Origin of the sequence: Saccharopolyspora pogona (genome assembly GCF_014697215.1) — a bacterium.
GTDB classification, from domain to species: Bacteria; Actinomycetota; Actinomycetes; order Mycobacteriales; family Pseudonocardiaceae; genus Saccharopolyspora; species Saccharopolyspora hattusasensis.
The window spans coordinates 4,873,370-4,898,574 of sequence record NZ_CP031142.1 but is presented as its reverse complement, the minus strand read 5'-3'; the positions used below and the strand labels follow the sequence as shown (position 1 = coordinate 4,898,574).

Sequence of the window (25,205 nt, the reverse complement as noted above, 5' to 3'; positions counted from 1 at the left end):
TGATCATCGCCCCTGACCAGCCCACACACACCCCACCCCACCCCGTCAACCCCCCACCACCAGCACAAACAGGATGAAAAAACCCCAATGGAAATCAGACCTTCGATTTCCATTGAAATTGCGGACCCCCGAGCGGCAGGGCGAGGTGAAGGGCACCTCGGACCGGCCGGGGAGTCCGAGGTGCCCTTCGTGCACCGCCTGATCAGGCCACGCCGGGGTCCGAGGTCTGCGGGCCGGCGGCCTGGACGTCGTCCAGGCGGTAGCGGCGGGTCGCCTCGACCACCGTGGACTTGTCCACCTGGCCGGTGCGGGCCAGCGCGGCCAGCGTCGCGACCACTGTGGACTCCGCGTCGACCAGGAATACCCGCCGCGCGGCCGGTCGGGTGTCGGAGAACCCGAACCCGTCGGCGCCGAGGCTGATCATGTCGCCGGGCACCCACGGCCGGATCAGGTCCGGTACCGCGCGCATCCAGTCGCTGACCGCGACCACCGGGCCGTCGGCCTGCGACAGCACCCGAGTCACGTGCGGCACCTGCGGCTCGGCCTCCGGGTGCAGCAGGTTGTGCCGATCGGCGGCCTCCGCTTCGCGCCGCAGCTGCGACCAGGACGTCGCCGACCACACGTCGGCCTGCACGCCCCACTCCTCGGCCAGTATCCGCTGAGCCTTCAAGGCCAGCGGCATGATCACGCCCGAGGAGAGGATCTGCGCTCGCGGCCCGGAACCGCCCGGCGCGGTCTGGTATCGGTAGAGGCCGCGCAGCAGCCCGTCGACGTCCAGGTCCTCCGGTTCGGCCGGCTGCTGGTACGGCTCGTTGTAGACGGTCAGGTAGTAGAAGACGTTCTCGGCGTCCTCGCCGAACATCCGCCGCAGGCCGTCCTTGACGATGTGCGCCACCTCGAACGCCCACGCCGGGTCGTAGGCGACCACCGCCGGGTTCGTCGCGGCGAGCAGCTGCGAGTGGCCGTCGGCGTGCTGCAGGCCCTCACCGGTCAACGTGGTCCGCCCGGCGGTCGCGCCGAGCACGAACCCGCGGGCCATCTGGTCCGCCGCGGCCCAGAAGCTGTCGCCGGTGCGCTGGAAGCCGAACATCGAGTAGAAGATGTAGACCGGGATCATCGGCTCGCCATGCGTGGCGTAGCTGGTGCCCGCCGCGGTGAACGACGAGGCCGACCCGGCCTCGTTGATGCCCTCGTGCAGGATCTGGCCCTGCTCGCTCTCCCGGTAGGCCAGCATCAGCTGGTAGTCCACCGGCGTGTAGAGCTGGCCGAGCGGGTTGTAGATCTTCTGCGACGGGAACATCGAGTCCATGCCGAACGTGCGGGCCTCGTCCGGGATGATCGGCACGATCCGCGGCCCGATCTCGCGGTCCTTGGCGAGGTCCTTGATCAGTCGGACGAACGCCATCGTGGTGGCGACCTCCTGCTTGCCGGAGCCGCGCCGGATCACCTCGTAGACCTTGTCGCAGGGCAGCACCAGCGGCTTCGCCTTCGCCCTCCGCTCCGGCAGGTAGCCGCCCAGCTGGCGGCGCCGTTCGTGCAGGTACTGGATCTCCGGCGACTCCTGACCGGGGTGGTAGTACGGCGGCAGGTAGGGGTCGAGCTCCTGGTCGCTGATCGGGATCCGCAGGCTGTCCCGGAACAGCTTCAGGTCGTCCAGGGTCAGCTTCTTCATCTGGTGGGTGGCGTTGCGGCCCTCGAAGTGCGGCCCGAGGCCGTAGCCCTTGATCGTCTTGGCGAGGATAACGGTCGGCTGGCCGTGGTGCTCGGTGGCCGCTTTGTAGGCCGCGTAGACCTTGCGGTAGTCGTGGCCGCCGCGGCGCAGACCCCAGATCTGGTCGTCGGTGAGGTGCTTGACCATCTCCTTGGTGCGCGGGTCGCGGCCGAAGAAGTGCTCCCGGACGAAGGCCCCGTCGTTGGCCTTGTAGGTCTGGTAGTCGCCGTCAGGGGTGGTGTTCATCAGGTTCACCAGGGCGCCGTCGCGGTCGGCGTGCAGCAGCGCGTCCCACTCGCGGCCCCAGATCACCTTGATCACGTTCCAGCCGGCGCCGCGGAAGAACGACTCCAGCTCCTGGATGATCTTGCCGTTGCCGCGGACCGGTCCGTCGAGCTGCTGCAGGTTGCAGTTGATCACGAAGGTGAGGTTGTCCAGCCCGTCGTTGGCCGCGACCTGCAGCAGCCCGCGCGATTCGGGTTCGTTCATCTCACCGTCGCCGAGGAACGCCCACACGCGCTGCTGGCTGGTGTCCTTGATGCCGCGATCGTGCAGGTAGCGGTTGAATCGCGCCTGGAAGATCGCGTTCATCGGCCCCAGCCCCATGGAGACCGTGGGGAACTCCCAGAAGGCCGGCATCAGCCGCGGGTGCGGGTAGGACGGCAGGCCGCCGCCCGGACCGGCGTGCGAGTATTCCTGGCGGAACCCGTCGAGCTGGTCGGCGGACAACCGGCCCTCCAGGAACGCGCGGGCGTAGATGCCGGGGGAGGCGTGGCCCTGGATGTAGAGGTGGTCACCGCCGCCCGGGTGGTCCTTGCCGCGGAAGAACCAGTTGAAGCCGACCTCGTAGAGGCTGGCGGAGGACGCGAAGGACGAGATGTGGCCGCCGACGCCGATGCCTGGTCGCTGCGCGCGGTGCACCATCATCGCCGCATTCCACCGCATCCAGGCGCGGTAGCGGCGTTCGGTCTCCTCGTCGCCGGGGAACCATGGCTCCTTCTCGGTGGGGATGGAGTTGACGTAGTCCGTGCTGGTCAGCGACGGCACACCGACGCCGCTCTCGCGGGCGCGCTGGAGGAGCCGCAGCATCAGGTACCGGGCACGCTGCTGCCCGTTGGCCGACAGCACCGAGTCGAAGGACTGCAGCCACTCCTCGGTCTCCTGCGGGTCGATGTCCGGCAAGTGGGAGGCGAGACCGTCCCGGATGACCCGCACCCGTTGGGCGGGGACGGCGGCGTCGTCGTTGTTGAGCGGGGACAAGGGATCTCCTCGACTACGTCGTGGACGTGGCAGGGTGTCTGACAGTGATGTCCGTCTGACAGTGATGTCCGACACTCTCATGTTCCCCCATTTTGGCCACTGGTGCGTACACCAGCGGCGGGAGGATTCCGCACCAGGCTGTTGGTGCGTTGCTCGTCGGTCTACAGTCGAATCTCAACGTATTTGCTACGGCGTGTCGTGCCGTCAGCAGTTGCGCGGGTGGCGGTCGGCAGTGTTCGCTATCCGCCAGATCTGGAAGTTGTGCGGCGTCGGACGGTCGCCGCACCTGTGCATTGGAGGAGTGAGCAAACCGTGGTCGCCGCGGGAGACGCCGGTAAAGGCGAAGCCGACGTCGCCGAGAGGCTCGACATCGAGCCCGAGATGGTTATCCAGGAGCTCGGCTGGGACGAGGACGTCGATGATGACGCCCGTGCCGCGATCGAGGAGCGCTGTGGAAGCGAGCTGCTCGACGAAGATGCCGACGAAGTGGTCGATGTCGTGCTGCTTTGGTGGCGCGAAGATGATGGCGACCTGACAGACACGCTTCTCGATGCCATGACGCCACTGTCCGACGATGGGGTCATCTGGGTGCTGACCCCGAAGACCGGCCGGGAGGGCTACGTCGAGCCGGCCGACATCGCAGAGGCGGCATCGACGGCGAACCTCGCCCAAACGGCGAACGTCAGCCTTGGCGAGGGCTGGATGGGCACCAGGTTGGCCTACCGCAGGGCGAAAGCCCGGCGCTGATCGGCCGCCGCCAGTCGCTGCGCGCAGCGTTCCACCCCGTGGGCGCCGATGTTCGCCATCGGTGCCCACGGCGGTCGGTTCGGTGTAGGTTCGGCGATGACAAGGTCACGTCGATCAGGAGGATGCACTCATGACGGTCGAGGTCGGTGCGCAGGCGCCGGGCTTCACGCTGCCGGACTTCAACAACGAGAAGGTCTCGCTGGCCGACTTCGGCGGTGAGAAGAACGTGCTGCTGGTCTTCTACCCGTTCGCGTTCAGCGGCATCTGCCAGGGCGAGCTGTGCCAGGTCCGGGACGACCTCGGCGAGTTCCAGAACGACAAGGTTCAGGTCCTCGGCGTCTCGGTTGACTCCCCGTTCGCGCTCAAGGCCTGGGCGGAGAAGGAGGGCTACACCTTCCCGCTGCTGTCGGACTTCTGGCCGCATGGCGAGATCGCGAAGGCCTATGGCGTGTTCAACGAGGCGGCCGGGATGGCCAACCGCGGTACGTTCCTGATCGACACCGAGGGCAAGGTCCGCTTCGCCGAGGTGAACCAGCCGGGCGAGGCCCGCGACCAGGACGTCTGGAAGAAGGCGCTGGCCGAGCTCGTGGCGTGACGAACGCCTGCAAGCGGCGTGGTGGCCGACCGGGTGCCGGGAGCGGCGCAAACACCGGTAGGGTGTCCAAGGTGATCCGATCGGATGAAGCGGACGGCCACCAACGGGGCGCATAGCTCAGCGGAAGAGCACTTGCCTTACAAGCAAGGGGTCGCAGGTTCGAACCCTGCTGCGCCCACACCTAAAACCCCAGGTCATCGGGGAGTGCGACGTAGGCGCAAACACCCCGATGGCCGACTGAGTGACTAACTGCGTGATTGTGACTCTCGATTCGATCGCGCGAAGATCTGATCCATGGCCTGCGCACCTTCGATGATCACCGGTCTGATCTGCTTCCTGTAGACGGTCTCGGTCACGGTCGTACCGCTGTGGCCGACCAGGCGGGCGATGTCCTCGACCCTGACTCCGGAGTCCGACAGCAGGGACACGAAGCTGTGCCGCATCTCGCGAGGTGTCCAGTCCGTTGGGGTCAACCCGCAGTCGGCTTCCCTGATGACCTTCCGGAATGCCCGCCGAACGTTGTGGGCGTCGAGCGGAGTCCCAGCCAGCGAGGCGAACACGAGGTTGTGCTCCTGCCATCTTTCCCCGGCAAGCTGTTTGTCCCGTCGCTGCCGAAGGCGGTGAGCTCGCAAGGCGACAACACAGCGCATCGGCATGGCGAGCGTCCGACGCGACTTCTTGGTCTTCGTCTCACCCTTGGCACGGACTGAGCGCCACACCGCGATCGACCGAGGTACGGGCGGCTCGGCGGTTTGCGAACCATCAAGGTCGACCAGATCCCAGGTCAACGCACGAAGTTCCTCAGTGCGCGCCCCGATCAGGATCGACAACACGATGTAGGCGTGCAGCCGTGATTTCCCGGCTGCCTTCAGCACTGCCTCTGCTTGCTCCAAGGTGAATGCCTTGGATGGCCGCCCTTCCCTGCCGGTGGGTACGTCACAAAGCCCAACGACGTTCCTCTTGACCTTGTCGCGAGCCTGCGCATGTCGAACGGCCCGGTTCAGGATAGAGTGCAGCATCCGCAGCGTGCGGGTACTGAGCACTCTCGCACGACCTGCAAGCCACTTATCGACATCGTCTGCGGTGAGCGCACGTAGCTTTTGCTTTCCCAGGAACGGAACGATGTGACCATCGATCTGGTAGCGGTAGGTCTCGACCGTTCCGCGTTCCCGGCCGTTGAGCCCGTATTCGATCCAGTTGGCGAGAGCATGGGCGACCGTGTAGTTCTCAGGACCCGACGACAGACCGTCTTCGTGATCCCGCAGGATCTCCTTGAGCTTGTCCTTCGCTTCGGTCTTCGTCTTGCCGCTGCCCTTTTTGAGATCCGCTTGCCGCGGCCGTCGAAACCGAGACTGGCTGTGGCGATCCACCGCTGACGGTTCTTGTCCCAGTGCAGTCCGCCGTCGCCCTTACTACGCCGCTTCGGCACTGGCGGCCTCCTGTGCTTCCTTTTCGAGAAGTGACACGTACTCGTTGAGTGCGGATGCCGGGATGAGCCGGGAGGCGCCTTGGGTGACTGATCGCAACCGGCCGGCGCGGAGCTGTTCGTAGATGGTCGAGCGGCTCATCGAGAGCAAGACCATCGCTTCCTTGATCGGGTACAGCAGTCTGTTCGGAATTTCCTCCGGGCTGAAGTGAGCAGCAGACATGGAACCCCCTTGCTGGCGATGGGCGGATTTCTGGGGTGTTCATGGATCGGGAACGAAGCGCGTGTGCCGGCGGGACCGAGCGAGGTTGGGAGCTCCCTTTTCGGACCGTGGTGGCTACGAGGTGTCCAAGCAGACGATCTCCACGATCACCGACCGGGTGATGGACGGGATGGCCGAGTGGCAGAACCGGCCGTTGGACCCGGTCTATCCGGTGATCTTCATCGACTGCATTCACGTCAAGATCCGCGAGGGACAGGTCGCCAACCGGCCGATCTACGTCGCGCTCGCCGTGACCGTGGACGGCACCCGCGACGTCCTCGGGCTGTGGACCGGCGAGCACGGCGACGGGGAGGGCGCCAAGTACTGGCTGCGGGTGTTGTCCGAGATCAAGAACAGGGGCACCGTCGACTGCTGCATCGTGGTCTGCGACGGACTGAAGGGCCTGCCCGACGCCATCGCGCAGGTGTGGCCGCAGACGATCGTGCAGACGTGCATTGTTCACTTGTTCTCTGAACTAGCAAGTTTGCGGGTCTGGCCTGGTCACGGGGATTTCGTGTCGGTGGAGAGCGCACGGCCGACCAGGTGTGAGAAGTGGGGCATGCCGAGGTGGACGGTGGCGGCTCGTGTGGTGAAGTCGTCGAGTTGGGAGAGTTTTTGTTTGGCTCCGGCGAGGCTGATTTTGAGTCCTTCGACTTCACCGAGCCAGCCTTCGTGCTGGGCTTCGTCGATGCGGGCAAGCAGGTTGTCGCGGACTTCGACGAGACGGTGGCGTTGTGTGGGTTCGGGCCGGAGGAGTGAGCATCGCAGGGAGGAGTGTTCATGGATGCAGGGCGTGTTGTAGGCGCGTCCGCAGGTTCCCATCGCGACTTTGCGGTGTTCGAAACGGCCGAGGAATTCCTCCCATTCCGCGTCGGTGGGGGCCCGGTATTCTTCGCTGGGACGTAGCTGCCGACGGCGGGCGATGAACGCCCGGTGGCCGTTGATCACTTCTTCGGGATAGACGGCCTTGTAGCCCATGGTCGTGTTGATGTCACGGTGACCGACCACCAGTTGAGCGATGTGTGGCGGCATGCCGTTCATGACGGCGTCGGTGATGAAGATCCGGCGGAAATCGTGCGGGAGGAACCGCAGCGGCTGGCCGCTGGCGTCGGTGAAACCGGTCTTGGCCAGTGCGTGGTTGAGCAGTCGGCGGATGGCCGGCGGGGCGATGGGGCGGCGTTCGCCGCCGTAGTGCCGCTGAAACAGCAGTGGCATCGGCGGGTTCCAGACCTTTTCGTGGTAGTCGTAGGCGGCCACCGGCGGAACCGATCCTGCTGGTTGGCGGATGCGGCAGATGATCGCTGAGAGCACGTCGGCGAGTTCAGGGCTGATGACCAGCAGGCGTTCCGCGTCGGTCTTGGACGGGGCGATGTGCAGCAAGGGAATCAGCTCACCAGTGCTGGGCACGGTGTATTGCACGAAGCTGTGGTGGGACAGCTCGCAGAGTTCCTCGATGCGCAAACCGGTGTGCCGCAGCACTTCGACCGCTGCCCAGGCGCAAAATGCTTGGCGTTTTTCAAAACTGAGGTCCCGGCGGACATCGGATTCCGGGTCCTCAGCCCAGATTCTGGCAGCGCCGTCCGGACGAGCGAGCATGCGACGCCGCAGGGTCTGCCCGGCCGCGGTGAACACCTCGCCGGGCTCGGTGGCCTGGGCGGCCTGGAGGAGTTCGGCGACGGCGCGACGTTCGGTGTTCACCGCGGTGACCAGTCCAGGCAGCACCGGCAGACGTTCGCGGGTGCGCTGGTCCATCCGCGATTTGCGCTGCCTGTGCGCTTTTTTGCGGGACATGTCCTCATCCCGGATCGGGCAGACGGCCGCCCACGGACCCCACCGGGCCGGGTCCTCCATGGCCCACTGGGCGATGTCGAGATAGAACGCCCGGACAGTGGCCAACGTGCCCAGGCCGGATTCGCGGGTGAGGATGCGTTGTTTCCAGCTCGCGGCGACCTCCGGGGCAAGCCGCAGCGAGTCGATACCGGGATGGTGCTGTTCCAGATCGGCCCAGAACAGTTTGCCCAGCGTGCCCGCCAACCGCTGCAGGGTCAGGCACGACCACCCCGTCCCCGCCGGGCCAGCGGAAACGGGTTGACCATCGGCCCGCTACCGGTATCCCGATGGAATTCGTAAAAACCCCGCAACACGCTCTCACTATGTGCTTTCGTCGCCGCGGCATACTTCCGGCCCGGCGATGTCTTGCCGGTCACCGAGTTCGGTTCCCTTGCACCACACCGGATTCCGCCACGACAGCATCCGCCGACCGACCGAACCGATGCCCGTGGGAACCCACCGGTTTATCGACGAACTGGATCCAGCAACAGAAATCGCGGGCCTCAACCTGGGTCGCTTGATCCCAGGACACTCCCACCGCCCACAAGAACCGGAACCACCGCAGCAAAGCCATCGTATAGGACCGCTGCGTGCTCACCGCCCGCCCACATGCCCGCAGATCCTTCAGGAACTCCGCAACCGGCACCAACACCGCACCATGCGGATCAAGCAGCCGCGACGGCTCCCACACATCGCCGGTCTCCATCAACGAGCCCGCCGACGGCACGGCCAACCCCGCCAGATCCCTCGGCTGTCCCTCGGACGCGATCATGGCGCAGGACCGTAGCGCCACCCACCCTGAACTGCAAAAACACCCCCCACTAGTTCAGTCAATAGATGCTGCGCAACAGTTTCCGTTATGCCTCCCGTAAGGACTGGAGCGCGATCGCCAAGGACCTCAAGCCGGTCTACACCGCGCCCTCGGAGCAAGCGGCGCTGGACCGGTTCGCCGAGTTCAGCGAGAAGTGGGAGGCCCGGTACCCGGCGATCGTGCGGCTGTGGACCAACGCGTGGGCGGAGTTCGTGCCGTTTTTGCAGTTCGACACCGAGATCCGCACGATCATCTGCACGACCAACGCCATCGAGAGCATCAACGCGCGCATCCGCCGCGCGCTGAACGCTCGCGGCCACTTCCCCAGCGAGCAGGCTGCCTTGAAGTGCGTCTATCTCGCAATCATGAGTCTTGATCCCACCGGGACGGGCCGCAAGCGCTGGTCCAACCGCTGGAAGAAGGCCCTCAACGCCTTCGAGATCACCTTCGACGGACGCCTGTCCGCCGGACGCCGATAGAACCGAAATCAACAGTTACACCGAAAACTTGACAGCCCCTGGGACTTGTCCAAGGCCGGCTCCCGCCCACCCCGGAGCGGGGTGCGCTCCAGGCTCGGACCGCGGGGCAAATCCGCTGCCCGTTTCTTCCTCACCGCGGACGATTCCAGCGGGCGGGGTCACCGCGCTGATAACTTTGGGGGGCAGCGATCGAACTCGCGGATCGCATTCTCCGATCCCGGGAGGCGATCGCATGTTCATCAGGACGGTCACCGCAGTGTTGAATCCTGGCTGATCACGAGCCAGGAATGCTGGTGCGCACCGGCAACAATCCACCGCGGAAACGCGAAATCGGCACTTCCCAAGCGACGGAAGGATCCATGATGAAGAAGTTCGTGGCCGGCACCCTCCTGGGGTTCGGCATGCTCGTGGCCACCGCGACATCCGCGACCGCCGCACCTAGCTGGTCCTACACCGGGTACTGGTACCACACGCGGGCCGCATGCGAGGCCGGCTACCAGAAGATGGTCAGTCCAGGAAGCGCGGACCTGCCGCACGAATGCAGGGCGAAGAATGGTGTTTACGAACTGTGGCGGATGCACTGACGGCTCAGCGCTAACCGAGCGCCCCGGAGCGAGGGCACGTCTGGCGGTCATCAGACGCCCCCTCGCTCCCTTCCGCCCGACGACAATCCGGTTGGCAAGACGAGGAATCCATGAGCCTGTAGTGCATCCTGGAATGAGCAACCGCCACCCGTAGTCCTTTCCCGCGGACTTCAGCGACGGACTCCGTGAAGCACGCTGACGCACTTGGTTCCTCGCCGGACTTGGCGCACTGAGCGCGGTCTGCAAGTCCGCTGGACGTGTCCATTCACGGGGTTGACGTGGGTTGATCGTCAGGTTGTGGCGTGTTGTGGCATCCAGGGGTTGCCGGTGAGGGCGGCGTGGATGGCGTCGATGGCGCGCAGGCCGTGGTTGGTCGCGCTGGTCAGGTAGGAACGCACTCTGCAGAATCTGCCCAGGGTGGTCAGGGTGTGCCAGTAGCCGGAGACTTTTTGGTGCATTTTGGGGCTTTTCAGTGCCTGTTCCGATGCGTTATCAGTCCAGGGCACGGAAAGCACGGTGGTAAACAGCCAAACTTGGTCGGCCTTGTCGGCCAGCCGTTTGGCCAGGGTATAGCCGGGGTGATTGCCTTTGTGCCAGTCACGCAGTCGGTTGGTGGTCTGTCCCCAGGCGATGACTTTGTCGTAGCGGGCGCGCAGGTCGGCCAGCAGTACTGGGTCGAGGCGGTCGGAGCCGGTCGTCTTAGCGGTCTGGACGGCGGTGTGGGCTTCGCGCAGCACGTCACGGGCTGTGTCGGCCCAGCCCTGCTGGGTGGGGTGCAGGTCCAGGACGCCCTGGAGGTGGCGGAAAAGGTGGGCTACGCATTGCTGCACCCCGGCGATCTGGTGGTCGAACTGGTGCCAGGCCGTGTAGTCATCACGCACGAGATAGCCGGTGAACTCGCTGAAGAGCCCGAGAGTGCGCAGGGCCACCTTGGTGCGCGGCAACGCCCGGTACCACACCAGACGCTCCTCAGGGGTGCGCACAGTGACCACGTGCGGGGAACCGGGCACCGGCGCGCCACGCTCATCGGTGTCCCTACGGGCGACGTTGACCGGGGTTTCATCGGCGCACAGCACCGGCTCGGCGGCCAACGCGGAGCGCATCGCCTGGTCGAAACGCGCCCGCTCGAGCCGTTCTGCGAACCGTTGGTGGGCGCGCGCGACGAACCCGGTCGATGAGGCCAGCAGGGCCGCCATCAGCATCGCGGTCCATTCCACCGGCACCTTGCCTGCCGAGGCAAGAAGGATCGCCGCGGCGTTGACGTTCGGCCCGTAGACCACGGCACCGGCCTGCCCGAACGGCACGACCGCAGTGGTGGTTTTCCCGCAGCAGGCGCACCGCCGCCGCGGCAGCAGGTAGTGCACCTTCTCCAGCCGCACCGGCGGGATATCCCATATCTGTGTCCAGGACAGGCCCGCATCGGCGCCACCAGCTAGATCCGACCCACACCCTGAACAGGACTGGGGCACCTGCGCGGTCTCGGTCCGATCCGGCGTCAGAGCCGGCACCAGCCCCGAGCCCGTGCGTCCTGACCGGCCGCCGGGTTTGCGGTCCTTGGACCGCACCCGCTGCGAACGCTGCGCGTCGCGTTTTCCCTTCGCTGCCGGCAAATCAAGATGAAGGTTTTGTGGCCCTTCGGCGTCGCCCCTGCGGGGGGAGGAGGCGTCAAACCACCTCAAGCCCCATTGGCAGAAGACCGTTGTGGTGTTGTGAACATGAACGCAAACGGTAGGTCGGACTGCGTGACCGCGCCCGACGTGCCAGCTGCTTTCGAGGACGGTGATCTCGTCACACACTCCCATGACGAACTCGACGTTGTGCTCGATGAGGACGACCGCGAGCCCGCGATCGCGCAGCGCACGACAGAGTCGGGAGAGCGTGGTCAGTTCGGCGCGCGTGAGGCCGGTGGCCGGCTCATCGAGGATCAATATCCGCGGCCGGGTGGCCACCGCCCGCACGATCTCGAGGAGGCGTTTCTGGCCGTGAGACAGGGAACTCGCCGTCCACTGAGCGCGGTATCGAGAACCAGGTGGGTGTTGCTGCGGAGTTTGTCGGAGATAGTGCGGAACACGGTGTCTGTGTCGCCGCGGAAGCCGGAGTAGCGGCTGTCCATGGCGAAGGCGGCGGCGATGACGCCGCCGGCGTTGGCCACGAAGTCAGGCAGGATGGTGATGCCGCGGTTGGCGAGGATCTGCTGCGCGCTCGGTGAGGTCGGCAGGTTCGCCCCCTCGACGACCAGGCTCGCCTTGAGTTGGTGGGCTGTCGTCGTCGATGACGTCCTGCAGCGCGGCGGGGACGAGGACATCGCAGTCGACGAGGAGCTCTGCTCCGGCAGGCAGGACGTTGCCGACGGTCATGCGGGTGACGACGGCGTCGCCGTGCTCGTCGCGGAGCCGGTTGAGCTCGGCCACGTCGAATCCCGCCGGGGTGTGCCGAGCTCCGTGGGCGGTGGAGATCGCGACGATGGTGGCCCCGAGCTCGGTAAGCCGGTCGGCGGCGGCGCGTCCGACGGCGCCGTAGCCCTGGATGGCAACGCGGGCACCTGACAGCGGCAGGCCGATGGCCTGGGCGCCGGCGTCGGCGGCCTCGGCGACTCCGAATCCGGTCACGCCGAGCTGATCGTAGGCGACGCCGCCGAGGTGCGTGGGTGTGCCGACGGCGGCTCCGCGATCGCCGAGTTCGTCCTGGATGATCGCGGCGTCGTTTTCCGTAAGGCCCATGTCGAGGCCGAACACGTACTCGCGCGGCACCTCGTTGGACAGTGCGCGGGCGAATGCGCGCAGGATCGCCTCCTTGTCCGGCGCGGTGGGGTCGGCGGTGATGCCCGCCTTGGCTCCGCCGTAGAACAGGTCGACACCGGCCCACTTCCACGTCATGTTGCGGGCCAGGCGGGCGATCTCGGTGACGGTGACCGACGGGGCCATGCGGGTGCCACCCTTACCGACTCCCCGGGCAGTGTTGTCGATGACCAGCACACCTTTCATGCCGGTGCGGCGGTGGGAGACAACGACGATCTTCTCTGGGCCCCAGTCGTCGATCAGGTCGAGTGAGTTGGTCATGATCCATCCTCCGCGCGGGCGGGCTGTGCGGCCATCGGTGAGCCGTCGACTCAGCCTGACGATGCGGGAAGCACCTGGAGCATCCAAGCCCGCAAGTGCAAGACATTCTTCACCACGCCCAACGGAATCTGGAACTGCGTCAATCGCCATGAACGAGTACATCAAGATGTTCTTAAACTCATTGTTGATGGTGTGGAGCTCGAACGCTTAAGTCCGTCGGTGGTCTCTGGTTAGCATGTTTGAGCTGAGGCGGGGTCGAGCCAACGGGAAGGGTGGAGAATCTGTTGATTCTTCGCATTTCAGAACCGCGACCCGCTTGACCTGGATCGTCAGTGTAGTCCACGCGACTATGCAGGTTCAATTGCTCTTGAAATCGATGAATTGGAACTGACGCTTGGTTCCCTTGCCGTGTCGTTGCTCTCCAGGTGAGGTTGTTGACGAGCATGGCGAAGCCAATTCCCGAGGGGGATCGTAGATGACACCGTTGAGCGGCGGACGTGTTGTGATTGTCGGTGGCGGCGTGATCGGCGCTTCCATCGCCTACAACCTGAGCATTCGCGGATACCGCGACATCACGGTGCTCGAGCGCAATCTCGTCGGCGAAGGGGCCACCGCCCACGCCACCGGAGGGATCAGGCACCAGTTCTCTTCGCGGGTCAACATCGAGCTCGTCAAGCGCTCGGTCCCGTTCTGGGAGAGCTTCACCGAGCAGACGGGGTGCTCGTTCGATTTCCGGCGGCACGGCTACCTGTTCCTCATCTCCGACAAGGCCCAGTTCGAGTCGTTCAAGCGCAATGTCGCCCTGCAGAGATCGCTCGGGGTCGACGTCGAGGTGCTGACTCCCGATGACGTCAGGAAAATCTTCCCCGGGACGCGCACCGACGACCTGGTCGGTGCGACATACACCCCCGGCGACGGTTCTGCATCACCGGCTGACGCGGTGGCCGGTTTCCTGCGGGTCGCGCGAGCCAAAGGGGCGGAGGTCCGCCAGCAGACCTACTTCATCGGACTCAACACGGCCGCCGACGGTTCCATCAAATCCGTCCAGACCTCGGATGGACCGGTTGAGGCCGAACGGGTCATCATCGCGGCGGGTCCGCAGGCGCGGCAGGTCGGCAACCAGTGCGGTGTGGACATCCCGGTCTTCCCGCACTCGCGTCAGGCCTTCTCCACCGCTCCGCTCGCCAAGATCGACGCCAGCCTTCCACTGGCGGTCGACATGGCATCAGGCGCTTACGTCCACCCCGAGGCCAGCGGAGGAACGGCGGTCATCGGCGGCAACGACCGCGCCGTCGCCAGCAGTGACACCGCCAGCGTCGACTGGTCGCGAGTGTGCGACCTCGCCGAGGCGCTCAGCCACCGGTTCCCGTACCTCGACGACCTGGAAATCACCAACGGGTGGGCGGGCCTGCGCGAGATGACGCCCGACGATCACGCCATCGTCGGTCCGGTCCCGAACAAACCCGGCCTCTGGATCGCCGCCGGGTTCTCCGGGCACGGCTTCATGCAATCGCCCGCTGTCGGCCAGTGCCTCGCGGAGTGGTTCCTCGACGGCAGTCCCGGTCTCGATCTCGCCGCACTGTCGCTGTCCCGGTTCGGAAGTACGGCGAAGCCCGAGCTCGAGAACGCCGTCTTCTGAACCAGCCTGCCGCCCGCACTGCCGACGAGACACTTATTCCTGCTTGATGGAGCATCCAATGACTCATCGTCCCGACACGACCGATAGCGCCCCCACCGGGGCCCACCTGCTGGTCGATTCCCTGATCGGCCACGGCATCGACACCATCTTCGGCGTCCCCGGTGACACCGGGGTCAACCTCTACGATGTCCTAGCCTCGCGGAAGGACCGGATCCGGCACGTGTTGGCTCGCGATGAGCGGGACTCGGGCTACATGGCTGACGGGTTCGCCCGGACTGCGCGCCGGCTGGCCGTGTGCGAGGCGTCAAGCGGCGCCGGTGCGGTCTACCTCGCGAGCGGTCTCGCGGAGGCCTTCGCGTCGAGCATCCCGGTCCTGGCGATCACCACCGACATTCACCGCAGCAGTCGCGGTTCCGGGGCGATCACCGAGATCGATCAGGTGAAGCTGTTCAGCGCCGTTACGAAGTGGCAGAAGGTAGCGGAGCGGGCCGAAGACATCCCCGCGCTCGTGGCCGAGGCGGTGGGTGCGGCACTCGGTGGGCGACCAGCTCCCGTCGTCCTCATCTGCCCGGAGGACGTGCTCGACGAGCACGCGGACGTCGAACCGAGTCGGGGGCGCTGCGTCGTGCCGACCGATACCCTGGCCGCTCCTGCGGAAACGCTCACGCAAGCAGCCGAGGTTCTGCGGCGCGCGCAAAGCCCCGTCATCCTCGCCGGCGGCGGTGTGCACGCCTCGGGCGCCTGGGACGAGCTTCGCCTGTTCGCCGAGCACCTCGGGGCGCCGGTCGCCACGACCATCCACGGGAAATCGTCGTTCCCGGAAAACCACGCTCTCTCGCTGGGAGTGGCGGGTGGGAACGGCTCACGCGGCTACGCTAACCCCCGGCTCGCCGAGGCAGACGCGGTGCTGATCGTCGGCAGCCGCAGCAACTCGACTGACACCAACGGGTTCACCGCGCCGCCACGCAACGGCAGCGCGGTCGTGCAGATCGACATCGACGAGAGCCGGGCGGGGCGGAACTTCCCGGGAGGCATCGGGCTCGTGGGCGACGCGGCGACGGTCCTGCGACAGCTGCGCGAAATGCTTCCGTCCGCGTCTGAGGAAACCGTACGGAATCGCACTGTCGAGATCGCCGCTGCCCGGCACCAGTGGGACGAGGAGACGTCGGTTCCCCTGCCGCCCACCGAGGATGGCTCGCTTCAGCCGCGCGAAATCGTTCGTACGCTGCACCGCGCGCTCGGCCCGGACTGCTGGGTGGCGGCCGACCCCGGCACACCAACCCCGAATCTCTCGGCCTTCTGGGAGACCGACGGCACGGCATGGCGTGTCGTGATCCCGCGAGGGCATGGCCCCATGGGGTACTCGATCTCCGCTGCGATCGGCATCTCGCTGGCCCACCCAGGCGACCGAGTGCTCTGCCTGACCACCGAGGGCAGCCTCGCCATGGGCGTCGCTGACTGGGAGACCGCCGGTCGGCTGAGGCTGCCGATCACGTATGTCGTCCTCGACAACTCCTCCTTCGCGTGGATCAAGATGCTCCAGCACTTGTTCATGCAGCGCCGCTACTTCCAGGTCGACCCGGGACCCATCAACCCGGTGCTGCTGGCGCAGGGCATGGGACTGCCCGCATCCCTGGCCGGGGATCTCGACGAGCTCGAGCTGCTGGTCAAGCAGTCGGCGGCCACCGAAGGACCCTCCGTCATCCACGTCCGGGTCCCAGAACACAAGGACTCTCCTCCGCCGGTCGCGCCGTGGCAGACTGCGCTTGCGAATCCGGCGGCCAGCAGGCCGGTGTACTGAGCCCATCGACGACCGAAGGACCGGGCGAGGGATGTGGACGGGAGGTGGACGATGCTGAATTTCATCCATCTGCAGACCTTGCAGGCCGTCCTCGAGACGGGGTCGCTCAGCGCCGCCGGGAAGAAGCTCGGGTACACGACCTCCGCTGTCTCACAACAGATCTCAGCACTGGAACGCAGCCTGGGCGTTCAGCTGTTCGAGCGCGGGCCGCGCAACCTCTGGCCCACCGCGGCGGCGCAGCAGGTCAATGAGATCGCGAGCGGCATCCTCGCCAGACTGGATGAGTTCGAGGAGGAGATGCGAGGCGCCGCCCGCGGCGATCGCGGGCGACTCCGACTCGCCTCGTTCCCCAGCATCGGCTCCCGTCTGCTGCCGCGGGCCCTGTCCCGGCTCGTGGCGCGGTTCCCGGACGCGGAGTTCACCGTCCACGACGAGACCCGGTCGTCAGCCATTGCCGAAACGATCCGCTCCATGAGAGCCGATCTCGGACTGGTCTTCGAGTACGACGCCGTCCCGGAAGCATGGCCCGACGACCTCGCCGTTCATCCGATCCTGGACGAGCAGATCGTCGTACTGGCGGGCGTGAACGGCAGCAGGTCGCTGGCTCCGACAGTCGATCTCGCCTCGCTCTCGGACAAAATCTGGGTCGCCAACAGGCCGGACTCAACGGGTCGGGCGAACCTGGAGTACTGGTGCTCCCAGGCCGGGTTCGCCCCCCACGTCAGGTTCGAGACGAACGACTTCGACGTGATCCGGGGAATCGTGCGCGAGAACCTTGCCATTGCGTTTGTGCCGGCGCTCGCGCTGGGGATAGATCCCACCATCACGATGCATCGCATTTCCGGTCGGCGCCCTCGGCGCAAGATCCGGGCTGTGCATCGGTCGGCAGATCAAAACCCCCTGCTCGCGGAGACGATCGCAGCGATCAACGAAGCAGCGGATCACTTCATCACGTGGACGAAGAGCGGATTCGGTACGGACACCGTCCACGAGGCCCTGGCTGCCCGCGGCCGACCGAGCCGGTAGATCCCGCCTGGAGAAGTGGCTGATTCAGGGTTGCTGACCTGAGCAGCGCGTCCTGGTTCTGCTGAGCGGAGACCTGCGATTTGCGCGTCCGGCCCGCGCTGACCGTCATCGACGACGAGTGGACTCCGTCGTTGATTCGCTCGCCCGTGTCCTTTTGAGCCTTGAAGAACGAGCGCACCGCATGACAATCGTCCCCACTTGGAAGTTGAGGGCCCGCTTCGCGGCGGCGTTGTCGAGCATGTATGCGCAGGAGGTCCCGGCGTACGGCGACCTCGTGGAGGTCTCCGCGTCGGTCAACCGCGACGTGCTCGCCCGGCAGGGGGACAGCGCGGAGCAGCTCGGGAGCATCGAGCGGGTCACCGCCGAACGGCATGGAGCGATCCGCGTCGGGACCCCCGCAGGAGCTGGCGCAGGTAGCGCGAATCTTCGCCGCGCTCGGGATGTACCCGGTCGGCTTCTATGACCTGCGAGAGGCCGCCCGCAGCGCTGTCCCGGTCGTGTCGACCGCATTCCGTCCGATTGACGGCGACGAACTGGCCCGCAACCCGTTCCGCGTGTTCACCTCCATGCTCGCCGTCGACGACGAACGGTTCTTCGACGATGACCTCCGCGCGAGGCTGCGAAACTTCCTCCATTCCCGTGAGCTGTTCCCACCGGCGCTCCTCGAGCTTGCGTCGCGGGCCGAGGCCGCAGGGGGACTGCTTTCCGACGAGGCCGAGTTGTTCCTTCAGCACGCGGTGGGTGCTTTCAAACTCTCGCCGCAGCCCGTCGACAGGTCCTGGTACGAAGAGTTGGAGAGGGTCTCGGCGGTCGCCGCGGACATCGGCGGTGTTCGGAACACTCACATCAACCACCTGACTCCGCGGGTGCTGGACATCGATGAGCTCTACCGCAGGATGAACGACCGCGGTATCACCATGATCGACGCCATCCAGGGCCCACCGCGGTGGCAGGGCCCAGACGTCCTGCTCCGGCAGACGTCCTTCAAGGCGCTGGCAGAGCCACGCCTGATGCGGGCGCAGGACGGTTCGGTCAGTCAGGGAACGCTGCGCGTCCGCTTCGGCGAGGTCGAGGCACGGGGTATCGCCTTGACCAGCAGTGGCCGGGCTCGTTACGACGCCCTGCTCGTTGAGACCGACCGCCGCAAGGCGGACGCTCCCAATGTGGATAGGGACGCGATCGCTCGACAGGTGTGGAGCGAGGGCTTCCCGAACAACGAACAAACGCTCGACGACGAGGGACTCGGTTTCTTCGCCTATCAGCTGGCACCCGACCGCCCGGTCGGTCGCGAGAGGCCTCCCGCCTCGATCCGTGGACTGCGCGAGGCGGGTTGGGTGCGAGCGGAACCGATCGTCTACGAGGACTTCCTGCCCCGGTCTGCGGCTGGAATCTTCCAGTCGAACCTGACCGGCGAAGGTTCCCGCGACGCGAACCAGGCAGGAGCGACCTACGACATGAACTGGATGGCCGCCGCCATCGACCGTCCTGTGCACGACCCGTTCGAGCTCTACGAACAGCAGCGGATCGCCTCCGTCCAGGCCATCGCACAATCGCTGGATCTCGCCGGTGCGATTTCCTGACCCCTTCCGCAACCGACCAATCGACGAGAAGGCCTCATGACCACAACGGCACTCCTGCCCAACACCGACACGCTCTTTGAGCGCGCGCTCCGCGCCCTGCGCAACGTCGGCGCGAGCGTTCCTCGCGGCCACGGCGTGCACGGTCGAACCCCGTTGACGGGTGCGAACCTCTTCGAACTGCAGGCATGCACAGCGGATGACGCAGCGGCGGCCGTCGACGCGGCGCAGGCCGCGTTCCTGCAGTGGCGGACCGTTCTCGCCCCGCGCCGGGGCGAGCTGGTCCGCCGGCTCGGTGAGCTCCTCCGCGAGCACAAGACCGACCTGGCCGACCTGATCACGATCGAGGTCGGCAAGATCCGCTCCGAAGCCCTCGGCGAGGTCCAGGAGATGATCGACATCTGCGAGTTCGCCGCGGGCCTGTCACGGCAGCTGTATGGCAAGACCATCGCCTCGGAGCGGCCCGGCCACCGCCTCGCCGAGACCTGGCACCCGCTCGGCGTCGTCGGTGTGATCTCCGCATTCAACTTCCCCGCAGCCGTGTGGTCGTGGAACACCGCGATCGCGCTGGTGTGCGGCGACACCGTGGTCTGGAAACCGTCCGAGCTCACCCCGCTCATCTCACTGGCGGCCAACCACCTCCTCGCCCGGGCCTGCGGCGAGACCGGTGTTCCCCAAGACGTCCACCGGCTCGTCCTCGGCGACCGCGGCGTCGGCGAGCAACTGGTCGACAACCCCGCTGTGGCACTGGTCAGCGCGACGGGCTCGACCCGGATGGGACGGGAGGTCGGGCCGCGGGTTGCAGCGCGGTTCGGACGGTCGCTGCTCGAACTCGGCGGCAACAATGCGGCCATCGTCGCACCGACCGCGGACATCGACCTCGCCACGCAGGCCATCGTGTTCGCTGCTGCGGGCACCGCAGGCCAGCGGTGCACGACCCTGCGCCGCATCATCGTGCACGAGGACATCGCCGAGGAGCTGCTGGATCGGCTGACCGCTGCCTACGCCAAGCTGCCGATCGGTAACCCCTTCGACGACGGCACATTGGTCGGGCCGCTGATCAACACAGCCGCGTTCGACTCGATGCAGGACGCGATCACGCGAGCCCAAGGCGAAGGCGGGAGCTTGCTGGTCGGGGGCGGCCGGCGGCTGGCCGATGAGGCACCTGACGCCGCGTTCGTCGAGCCGGCAATCGTGCGGATCTCCGACCAGAACGGTGTCGCCCGCGAGGAGACCTTCGCCCCGCTCGTCTACGTTCTGACCTACAGCGACTTCGGCGAAGCGCTGCGCCTGCACAACGATGTGCCGCAGGGACTGTCTTCCTGCATCTTCACCAACGACCAGCGCGAGGCAGAGCGCTTCTTGGCCGCCGACGGTTCGGACTGCGGCATCGCCAACGTCAACATCGGAACATCCGGCGCGGAGATCGGTGGTGCCTTCGGCGGAGAGAAGGAAACCGGCGGCGGACGCGAGTCCGGCAGCGACGCTTGGCGGTCCTACATGCGGCGCTCCACCAACACCGTCAACTACTCCACCGAGCTGGCCCTCGCGCAGAACGTCACCTTCCTCTGACCACCGGTCAAGGCCGTTGGTCCTGCTGCGGCACGAGCCCGCAGCAGGACCAACATCGAAGGGTGGCGGAGCTGCGCTCGGCATGCCGCGTTTGTTTAAAGATCTTTTCGGTTTTTGTTTTTGGGTGAGATGGGATATAGGGAAAGGCGGGTGTGATCAAGGAAAGCGAAACACAGCTCGTAGCTGCTGCCGACGCGTATCGATCCCGCAGAGCGTGAAACCTCCTGCAATGCAGGAGAATCCAGTCGTGGTGGTCAGTAGCCGCGTTGGAGGTCGACGACATTCTGGAGCGGCTGCCTCTTGAGGAAGCGTTCAATGTTGTCTTCGATGATGGTGAATACTCGTTGGGTGCAGTTTGCGGGGTTTCCCGCGACGTGCGGGGTGGCGATCACGTTCGGCATGTCCCACAGCGGACTGTCCACCGGCAGCGGTTCCTGCTCGAACACATCCAGCATCGCACCGGCGATCGCACCGGTCCGCAGAGCGTTGATGAGGTCGGCTTCGACCACGATGTTGCCCCGGGCGATGTTGACCAGAAATGCTTCGGCTTCATGCAAGCGATCTCGGCTGCTCCGATGAGGCCCACCGTGTCTGGTGTTGCAGGCAGTGCCAGGACCAGGAAGTCGCACAGCGGCAACATATCGGCCAGCGCATCAGCGGAAAATAGCTGATCGACCCCTGCGACCGGCACGGAAATGTCGCGCTTCGAGCCGAGGACCGTCATGCCCGCGCTCTTCGCCCGCCGGGCGATGGTCGCCCCGATCGAGCCCACCCCCACGATGCCCAGCGTCCGGTCGGCCAGCGACGCCACATGGCGTGGGTTCCACCGCTTTTCCGCCTGTTCCCGCAGAAACCCGCGGAAATCCCAGTGCAGCATCGTCACGCCGGCCATCACGAAGTCCGCGATGACATCACCGTGGATACCGCGGGCATTGGTGTCCCGGACCGCAAGCAGCGAATCGACGCCGGCGCCGGTGCACTGAAACCACCGCAGCTTGCCGGCTCGCTCGAACACCTCCACCGGGAAGCGCGGGGCAAGCAGCGCGTCCGCCTCCCCGATATGCCTCTCAAGCCTGTCGGAGTCCGGCGCAATGATGGCGCGAACCTGCGGGAAACGGTCCCCGATCGGCCGCGCATAGGATTCAGCGGCGGGATGACTCAGGACAATCGTCAGCTCCGCGTCGTCAACGCCCATGTTCATCTCTCCTCCCGAATGCCGGATCCCCAGGCCAAGGGACTGCCCACCCCAGCGTCAGCACGCTGCGCGTTGTGGTCGTCTGACGGCCCGGCGGGATCAGCGGAGTCCGGTGATGGTGTTGATGGTGTGCTGGTGGATGCGGATCATGTCCAGGTAGTCGGTGATTTCGACGCGTTCGTTGGGCATTGTGTTGTATTTGCCGCCCGGTCCACATACCACGCCGGTCATGCCCGCGCCGTGTTGCAGCAGTGATGCGTCGCTTCCGTAGAAGCAGTAGGGCCGGATCGCGCCGGTGGGCTGGTCGGCGCCGCGCACCGTGCGGTATGCGTTGTTGAGCGCGGTGACGATGGGGGTGTGGCGGTCCACGAAAAACGGTTTGTCCATTGCCAGCCCGCCGTCGCGGTTTTTCGGCCGTACCGAAGCTCGCACGCCGGGATGCTTGCGGCACACGTCGTCCACCACAGCGCGCAGGTCGGCCAGCGCTGACTCCGGGGTCTGTCCTCGCCCGTAGCGAGCGCTGCCGGAAAGACGGGCGACGTCGGCGACCTGTGGCGGCCGGGTTGCCAGCAGGTCCCGGCCCAGCCCGGCGCCGACCACGCCGACGTGCGCGCGGTTGACGTGCTCGGCGTTGGCGTCGGCCGCGTTCGAAAACGTCATCGTGTTGATCACAGGTACCGCATCGGCCGCTGCGGCGAGTGCGTCCGCCGCTTCCTCCCGCTTGGACATGTGCCGTGTGTCTCCGACAAACTCGATCTCGAAGGTCAGCGCGCCAGCGTGCGCGGTCATCGCGGTGACGTCGGTGGGCTCGCAGTTGACGAAGTAGTCGGCCCGCCAGCCGTCCTCGACGAGCTTGCGGGTGCCCACGCCATCCTGTAGTTCGCCCACCACGAATGTCAGCACCACGTCGGCTTCGGGCCTCAGCCCCCGCTGGTGCAGGTTCCGGACTGCCTCCAGGTATGAGCTGCAGCCAGCCTTCATGTTGGACACGCCGAGGCCGTAGATGAACTCGTCGTCGACGATCCCGCCCCAGGGGTCGACGGTCCAGCCTTCAGTGAGCGGGTTGGTGTCCACGTGACCGTTGAACAGCAACGATCGGCCGCCGCCGGTACCGCGCCACACGCCGATGGCGTTGTAGCGATCCGGACCCACCTCCTGGCGGTGTGTCTCCAGCCCGAGGTCGGTCATCTCCGCCAGCACCCAGTCGATCACGGCGCTTTCCGATTCGGTTTCGGTGCGGCTGTCGAACTGGACCATGCGCCGCAGGGTCCGCAATGCGGTCTGCTCGTCGATGTGCATGTTCACACCGCTTCCTTCTCCGGAATGGACCGGGCCATCACGGCCGGGGCTGTTTCTGGCAGCGTTCGCCACAGCACCACGAACGCGACCGCGGCGACGGCCATGATGTACATCGGCGGCGCGAGGTTCGAACCGGTCGTGTCCAGCAGCCACGTCGAGACGTACGGCGCGGTTCCGCCGAAGATCGCGTAGGACACGTTGTAGCCGATGGCTGCGCCGCTGTAGCGCATGCTCGGAGGGAATAGCTCCATGCCGACCGGCGCGGACAACGCGCTCGTGGGCGCCGCAGCCAACACGAACATCAACTGTCCCAAGTAGACCATCGCGAATCCGCCGGCTCCGGCGACGAAGAACGTCGGCACGCTGACCACGAACACGCCGACCGTGGCGAACAGCAGCAGTGGCTTGCGGCCGATGCGGTCTGAAAGCATGCCGTACAGCGGCTGGATCAGGATCATCGTGATCGAGATCAACGAGGAGGCCCACAGCGCCGTGGTGCGCTCCACGCCGGCGTTCTCCGACAGGTATGTCGGGAGGTAGGTGTTGAGCACGTAGAACGCCACCGCGTTGATCATGATCACGCCGATGTAGGCGGTGAGATTGCGCCGTTGGGTGCCCAGCATGCTGCGCACCGGGGCCTCCTTGACCTCGCCCTGCTCCGAAATTTGCTGGTACACCGGGGATTCGTGCACCTTGGAACGCAGGTAGAGGCCCGTGATCCCCAATGGGAAGGCCAGCAGGAACGGGATCCGCCAGCCCCATTCGGCCATGCCGGCGGTTCCCAACACGCCGGTCAGCGCTGCTGTGATGGCCAGCGCGCCGAGGCTGGACACGTAGGACGAGAGGTTGAACACGCCGAAGATCAAGCCGCGTTGCCGTTCGCGGATGTACTCGAACAGCATGGCCGGGGCGCCCATCTCCCCGCCCGCGGAGAAGCCCTGCACCAGCCGCAGCACCAGCAGCAGCAGCGGCGCACCGAGGCCCAGCACCTCATAGGTGGGCAGCAGGCCGATCAGCCCGGTCGCCACCGACATTGACAGCACGACGAACGAGGTCACCTTCTGCCGCCCGTTGCGGTCGCCCCGGCTGCCGAAGTACATGCTGCCTAGCGGGCGGACCAGGAACGACAGCGCGAAGATGCCGAAGGTGGCCAGCAGCGCCGCGGCCTTGTCGTCGGCCGGGAAGAAGCGGGTCGCGATCACCGGGGCGAGCACGCCGTAGGCCGCGTAGTCGAACCACTCGACGGATGCGCCGATGGTCGCGGCCCAAAAAACCTTGCGCTGTTCGGCGTTGGCCGGCGCCTGCACTTGAGTCATGGGGGACTCCTTCCGTGTGGCGCAGGACCGTAGCATTGTTCAACAATCAGGACAAGATTGTTCAACAAGAACCCGTCTATCTGCGGTGATGTAGCCTGTACGAAGCAACCCGCCAGCCGCCGAGGAGGCCCGGTGCGCGACACCGAACCAGACCCCGCGCTCACCCGTTGGGCCGCAGCCCTCGACCGGCCAGCAGCAGCACGAGGCGGAAACGCCCGCGCCCGCGTAGTCAGCGCGCTGCGCGCGGCGATCGCCACAGGCGCCCTGCCGCCGGGCACCCCGATACCGGAGCAGCTCGTCGCCGACGCACTCGGCACATCGCGCAACACCCTCCGCGAAGCATTCCGCGCGCTCTCCCACGACGGACTGGTGGAACACCGCGAGCACCGCGGCGTCTGCGTGCGCATCCTCGCCGCGGAAGACATCGTGGACATCTACAACACGCGCCTGCTCATCGAATGCGGAGCGTTAGCGGCAGCCGAACCCACCGACGCGCAACTAGCGGACTTGCGCGAGGCATCCGACGTGGGCGTGCGGGCCACCGCCACCCGTGAGCTGGACCGGATGAGGCGGGCCGGGCTGGACTTCCACCTGGGCATCATCGCGCTCGCCCGCTCGCCAAGCCTCGACACCTTCGCGGCGAAGCTGTTCACCCAGCTCCACCTCGCCTACCACCAGACCACCGACCCGGCCGAATTCCACGCCTCGTACTTCAAGCGCAACGCCCAGATCTGCACGCTGCTCGAGGAAGGCCGAAACACCGAGGCATCCAACGAGATGCGCCGGTACCTCCAAGACGCCCAGGCACACCTGCTGAGCGCGATCAGCACACGAGACTGAACGGCCACGGCTGGCCGCCGCTTTCGCAGGGATCTCAACCACGTTCATCCGGCGTCGCGCGGTGAACGGGATCCTCCTCGCCGCGGGGCCGAACCGGCGTAGGGATTCGTCCACCGCCAGCCACCGCTCCGCGGGCGCGTGCTCGACGCGCGTGTCGCCTCGGGAGGCAGCCTTGC

The 25,205-nt window shown here is 66.2% G+C and carries 19 protein-coding genes, 1 tRNA gene and 4 pseudogenes; 13 read left to right on the top strand and 11 right to left on the bottom strand.

Going from position 1 to position 25,205, the window contains the following annotated elements:
• Nucleotides 1-202: 202 nt before the first annotated feature.
• Nucleotides 203-2,971: a pyruvate dehydrogenase (acetyl-transferring), homodimeric type gene (aceE, locus tag DL519_RS22380; protein ID WP_190817678.1), complete on the bottom strand. Its 2,769-nt coding sequence runs from the start codon at nt 2,969-2,971 to the stop codon at nt 203-205.
• 312 nt (nt 2,972-3,283) lie between these two features.
• Here aceE and DL519_RS22375 point away from each other — a divergent pair, with 312 nt between their 5' ends.
• The 3 genes from DL519_RS22375 (at nt 3,284) to DL519_RS22365 (ending at nt 4,491) form a co-directional block, all read left to right on the top strand.
• Nucleotides 3,284-3,718 carry a DUF3052 domain-containing protein gene (locus DL519_RS22375; protein ID WP_168590195.1) on the top strand — a complete coding sequence of 145 codons (435 nt, stop codon included), beginning with the start codon at nt 3,284-3,286 and terminating at the stop codon, nt 3,716-3,718.
• Between the two features lie 130 nt (nt 3,719-3,848).
• Complete coding sequence (locus tag DL519_RS22370) at nt 3,849-4,313, top strand: peroxiredoxin (protein ID WP_168587129.1); 465 nt, start codon at nt 3,849-3,851, stop codon at nt 4,311-4,313.
• Nucleotides 4,314-4,419: 106 nt separating this feature from the next.
• Nucleotides 4,420-4,491, top strand: a tRNA-Val gene (locus tag DL519_RS22365).
• A 67-nt stretch (nt 4,492-4,558) separates the two neighbouring features.
• Here the strand turns inward: DL519_RS22365 and DL519_RS22360 are convergent.
• Together DL519_RS22360 and DL519_RS22355 are read right to left on the bottom strand one after the other, a co-directional pair.
• Nucleotides 4,559-5,683 carry a site-specific integrase gene (locus DL519_RS22360; RefSeq protein WP_223839399.1) on the bottom strand — a complete coding sequence of 375 codons (1,125 nt, stop codon included), beginning with the start codon at nt 5,681-5,683 and terminating at the stop codon, nt 4,559-4,561.
• Between the two features lie 42 nt (nt 5,684-5,725).
• Nucleotides 5,726-5,962, bottom strand: coding sequence for a helix-turn-helix domain-containing protein (locus DL519_RS22355; RefSeq protein ID WP_190817676.1), 237 nt, complete (start codon nt 5,960-5,962; stop codon nt 5,726-5,728).
• A 112-nt stretch (nt 5,963-6,074) separates the two neighbouring features.
• On the opposite strand from DL519_RS22355, the pseudogene DL519_RS22350 reads away from it, so the two are divergent.
• A pseudogene (locus DL519_RS22350) lies at nt 6,075-6,467 on the top strand (IS256 family transposase); the annotation flags it as partial.
• 35 nt (nt 6,468-6,502) lie between these two features.
• Here DL519_RS22350 and DL519_RS22345 read toward each other — a convergent pair.
• Together DL519_RS22345 and DL519_RS22340 are read right to left on the bottom strand one after the other, a co-directional pair.
• Complete coding sequence (locus DL519_RS22345) at nt 6,503-8,035, bottom strand: tyrosine-type recombinase/integrase (RefSeq protein ID WP_223839397.1); 1,533 nt, start codon at nt 8,033-8,035, stop codon at nt 6,503-6,505.
• Between the two features lie 169 nt (nt 8,036-8,204).
• The gene (locus DL519_RS22340) at nt 8,205-8,603 is read right to left on the bottom strand and encodes a site-specific integrase (protein ID WP_190817674.1); all 399 of its coding nucleotides are present in this window, start codon (nt 8,601-8,603) and stop codon (nt 8,205-8,207) included.
• A 65-nt stretch (nt 8,604-8,668) separates the two neighbouring features.
• Between DL519_RS22340 and DL519_RS22335 the strand changes: the two are divergent.
• Together DL519_RS22335 and DL519_RS22330 are read left to right on the top strand one after the other, a co-directional pair.
• Nucleotides 8,669-9,121 (top strand): annotated as a pseudogene (locus tag DL519_RS22335) (transposase); the annotation flags it as partial.
• A gap of 359 nt (nt 9,122-9,480) precedes the next feature.
• On the top strand, nt 9,481-9,705 hold the full coding sequence (locus DL519_RS22330) for a hypothetical protein (RefSeq protein WP_223839395.1): 225 nt from the start codon (nt 9,481-9,483) through the stop codon (nt 9,703-9,705).
• A gap of 290 nt (nt 9,706-9,995) precedes the next feature.
• Here the strand turns inward: DL519_RS22330 and tnpC are convergent, their stop codons facing one another.
• Together tnpC and DL519_RS22320 are read right to left on the bottom strand one after the other, a co-directional pair.
• Nucleotides 9,996-11,507, bottom strand: coding sequence for an IS66 family transposase (tnpC, locus tag DL519_RS22325; protein ID WP_223840336.1), 1,512 nt, complete (start codon nt 11,505-11,507; stop codon nt 9,996-9,998).
• A 263-nt stretch (nt 11,508-11,770) separates the two neighbouring features.
• Nucleotides 11,771-12,689: pseudogene (locus tag DL519_RS22320) on the bottom strand (Glu/Leu/Phe/Val family dehydrogenase); the annotation flags it as partial.
• A 550-nt stretch (nt 12,690-13,239) separates the two neighbouring features.
• Here DL519_RS22320 and DL519_RS22315 point away from each other — a divergent pair.
• The 6 genes from DL519_RS22315 (at nt 13,240) to amaB (ending at nt 20,379) form a co-directional block, all read left to right on the top strand.
• Nucleotides 13,240-14,403 carry an NAD(P)/FAD-dependent oxidoreductase gene (locus DL519_RS22315; protein WP_190817671.1) on the top strand — a complete coding sequence of 388 codons (1,164 nt, stop codon included), beginning with the start codon at nt 13,240-13,242 and terminating at the stop codon, nt 14,401-14,403.
• A 58-nt stretch (nt 14,404-14,461) separates the two neighbouring features.
• Nucleotides 14,462-16,204 (top strand): thiamine pyrophosphate-binding protein, encoded by a 1,743-nt coding sequence (locus DL519_RS22310; protein ID WP_190817669.1) that lies wholly within the window; start codon nt 14,462-14,464, stop codon nt 16,202-16,204.
• 51 nt (nt 16,205-16,255) lie between these two features.
• Nucleotides 16,256-17,230, top strand: coding sequence for a LysR family transcriptional regulator (locus tag DL519_RS22305; protein WP_190817667.1), 975 nt, complete (start codon nt 16,256-16,258; stop codon nt 17,228-17,230).
• Between the two features lie 181 nt (nt 17,231-17,411).
• The gene (locus tag DL519_RS48895) at nt 17,412-17,693 is read left to right on the top strand and encodes a 2-oxoadipate dioxygenase/decarboxylase family protein (RefSeq protein ID WP_263399694.1); all 282 of its coding nucleotides are present in this window, start codon (nt 17,412-17,414) and stop codon (nt 17,691-17,693) included.
• Complete coding sequence (gene hglS, locus DL519_RS22300) at nt 17,602-18,810, top strand: 2-oxoadipate dioxygenase/decarboxylase (protein WP_263399693.1); 1,209 nt, start codon at nt 17,602-17,604, stop codon at nt 18,808-18,810. Before DL519_RS48895 ends, hglS begins: the two co-directional genes overlap by 92 nt.
• Nucleotides 18,811-18,846: 36 nt before the next feature.
• Nucleotides 18,847-20,379: an L-piperidine-6-carboxylate dehydrogenase gene (gene amaB / locus DL519_RS22295; protein WP_190817665.1), complete on the top strand. Its 1,533-nt coding sequence runs from the start codon at nt 18,847-18,849 to the stop codon at nt 20,377-20,379.
• A gap of 254 nt (nt 20,380-20,633) precedes the next feature.
• On the opposite strand, the gene DL519_RS48890 is transcribed toward amaB, so the two are convergent.
• The 4 genes and pseudogenes from DL519_RS48890 to DL519_RS22280 all read right to left on the bottom strand — a co-directional run bounded on the left by DL519_RS48890 (nt 20,634) and on the right by DL519_RS22280 (nt 24,189).
• Entirely contained in the window at nt 20,634-20,801 is a 168-nt protein-coding gene (locus DL519_RS48890) for a hypothetical protein (RefSeq protein ID WP_263399692.1), read from the bottom strand.
• A 6-nt stretch (nt 20,802-20,807) separates the two neighbouring features.
• Nucleotides 20,808-21,256: pseudogene (locus DL519_RS50260) on the bottom strand (NAD(P)-dependent oxidoreductase); the annotation flags it as partial.
• Between the two features lie 417 nt (nt 21,257-21,673).
• Nucleotides 21,674-22,873 (bottom strand): M20 family metallopeptidase, encoded by a 1,200-nt coding sequence (locus DL519_RS22285; protein WP_190824152.1) that lies wholly within the window; start codon nt 22,871-22,873, stop codon nt 21,674-21,676.
• A 2-nt stretch (nt 22,874-22,875) separates the two neighbouring features.
• Nucleotides 22,876-24,189 (bottom strand): MFS transporter, encoded by a 1,314-nt coding sequence (locus DL519_RS22280; RefSeq protein ID WP_190817663.1) that lies wholly within the window; start codon nt 24,187-24,189, stop codon nt 22,876-22,878.
• Between the two features lie 132 nt (nt 24,190-24,321).
• On the opposite strand from DL519_RS22280, the gene DL519_RS22275 reads away from it, so the two are divergent.
• Nucleotides 24,322-25,029, top strand: coding sequence for a GntR family transcriptional regulator (locus tag DL519_RS22275; protein ID WP_190817661.1), 708 nt, complete (start codon nt 24,322-24,324; stop codon nt 25,027-25,029).
• Nucleotides 25,030-25,205 lie beyond the last annotated feature (176 nt).

Excerpts from the sequence above, each read along its gene's own strand:
- DL519_RS22355 (WP_190817676.1), bottom strand. The coding sequence starts at position 5,962 with ATGTCTGCTGCTCACTTCAGCCCGGAGGAAATTCCGAACAGACTGCTG.
- DL519_RS22370 (WP_168587129.1), top strand. The coding sequence starts at position 3,849 with ATGACGGTCGAGGTCGGTGCGCAGGCGCCGGGCTTCACGCTGCCGGAC.
- amaB (WP_190817665.1), top strand. The coding sequence starts at position 18,847 with ATGACCACAACGGCACTCCTGCCCAACACCGACACGCTCTTTGAGCGC.
- tnpC (WP_223840336.1), bottom strand. The coding sequence starts at position 11,507 with ATGGGAGTGTGTGACGAGATCACCGTCCTCGAAAGCAGCTGGCACGTC.
- DL519_RS22315 (WP_190817671.1), top strand. The coding sequence starts at position 13,240 with ATGACACCGTTGAGCGGCGGACGTGTTGTGATTGTCGGTGGCGGCGTG.
- hglS (WP_263399693.1), top strand. The coding sequence starts at position 17,602 with ATGGAGCGATCCGCGTCGGGACCCCCGCAGGAGCTGGCGCAGGTAGCG.
- DL519_RS22285 (WP_190824152.1), bottom strand. The coding sequence starts at position 22,873 with ATGCACATCGACGAGCAGACCGCATTGCGGACCCTGCGGCGCATGGTC.
- DL519_RS22310 (WP_190817669.1), top strand. The coding sequence starts at position 14,462 with ATGACTCATCGTCCCGACACGACCGATAGCGCCCCCACCGGGGCCCAC.
- DL519_RS22340 (WP_190817674.1), bottom strand. The coding sequence starts at position 8,603 with ATGATCGCGTCCGAGGGACAGCCGAGGGATCTGGCGGGGTTGGCCGTG.
- DL519_RS22280 (WP_190817663.1), bottom strand. The coding sequence starts at position 24,189 with ATGACTCAAGTGCAGGCGCCGGCCAACGCCGAACAGCGCAAGGTTTTT.
- DL519_RS22305 (WP_190817667.1), top strand. The coding sequence starts at position 16,256 with ATGCTGAATTTCATCCATCTGCAGACCTTGCAGGCCGTCCTCGAGACG.
- DL519_RS22330 (WP_223839395.1), top strand. The coding sequence starts at position 9,481 with ATGATGAAGAAGTTCGTGGCCGGCACCCTCCTGGGGTTCGGCATGCTC.
- DL519_RS48895 (WP_263399694.1), top strand. The coding sequence starts at position 17,412 with ATGACAATCGTCCCCACTTGGAAGTTGAGGGCCCGCTTCGCGGCGGCG.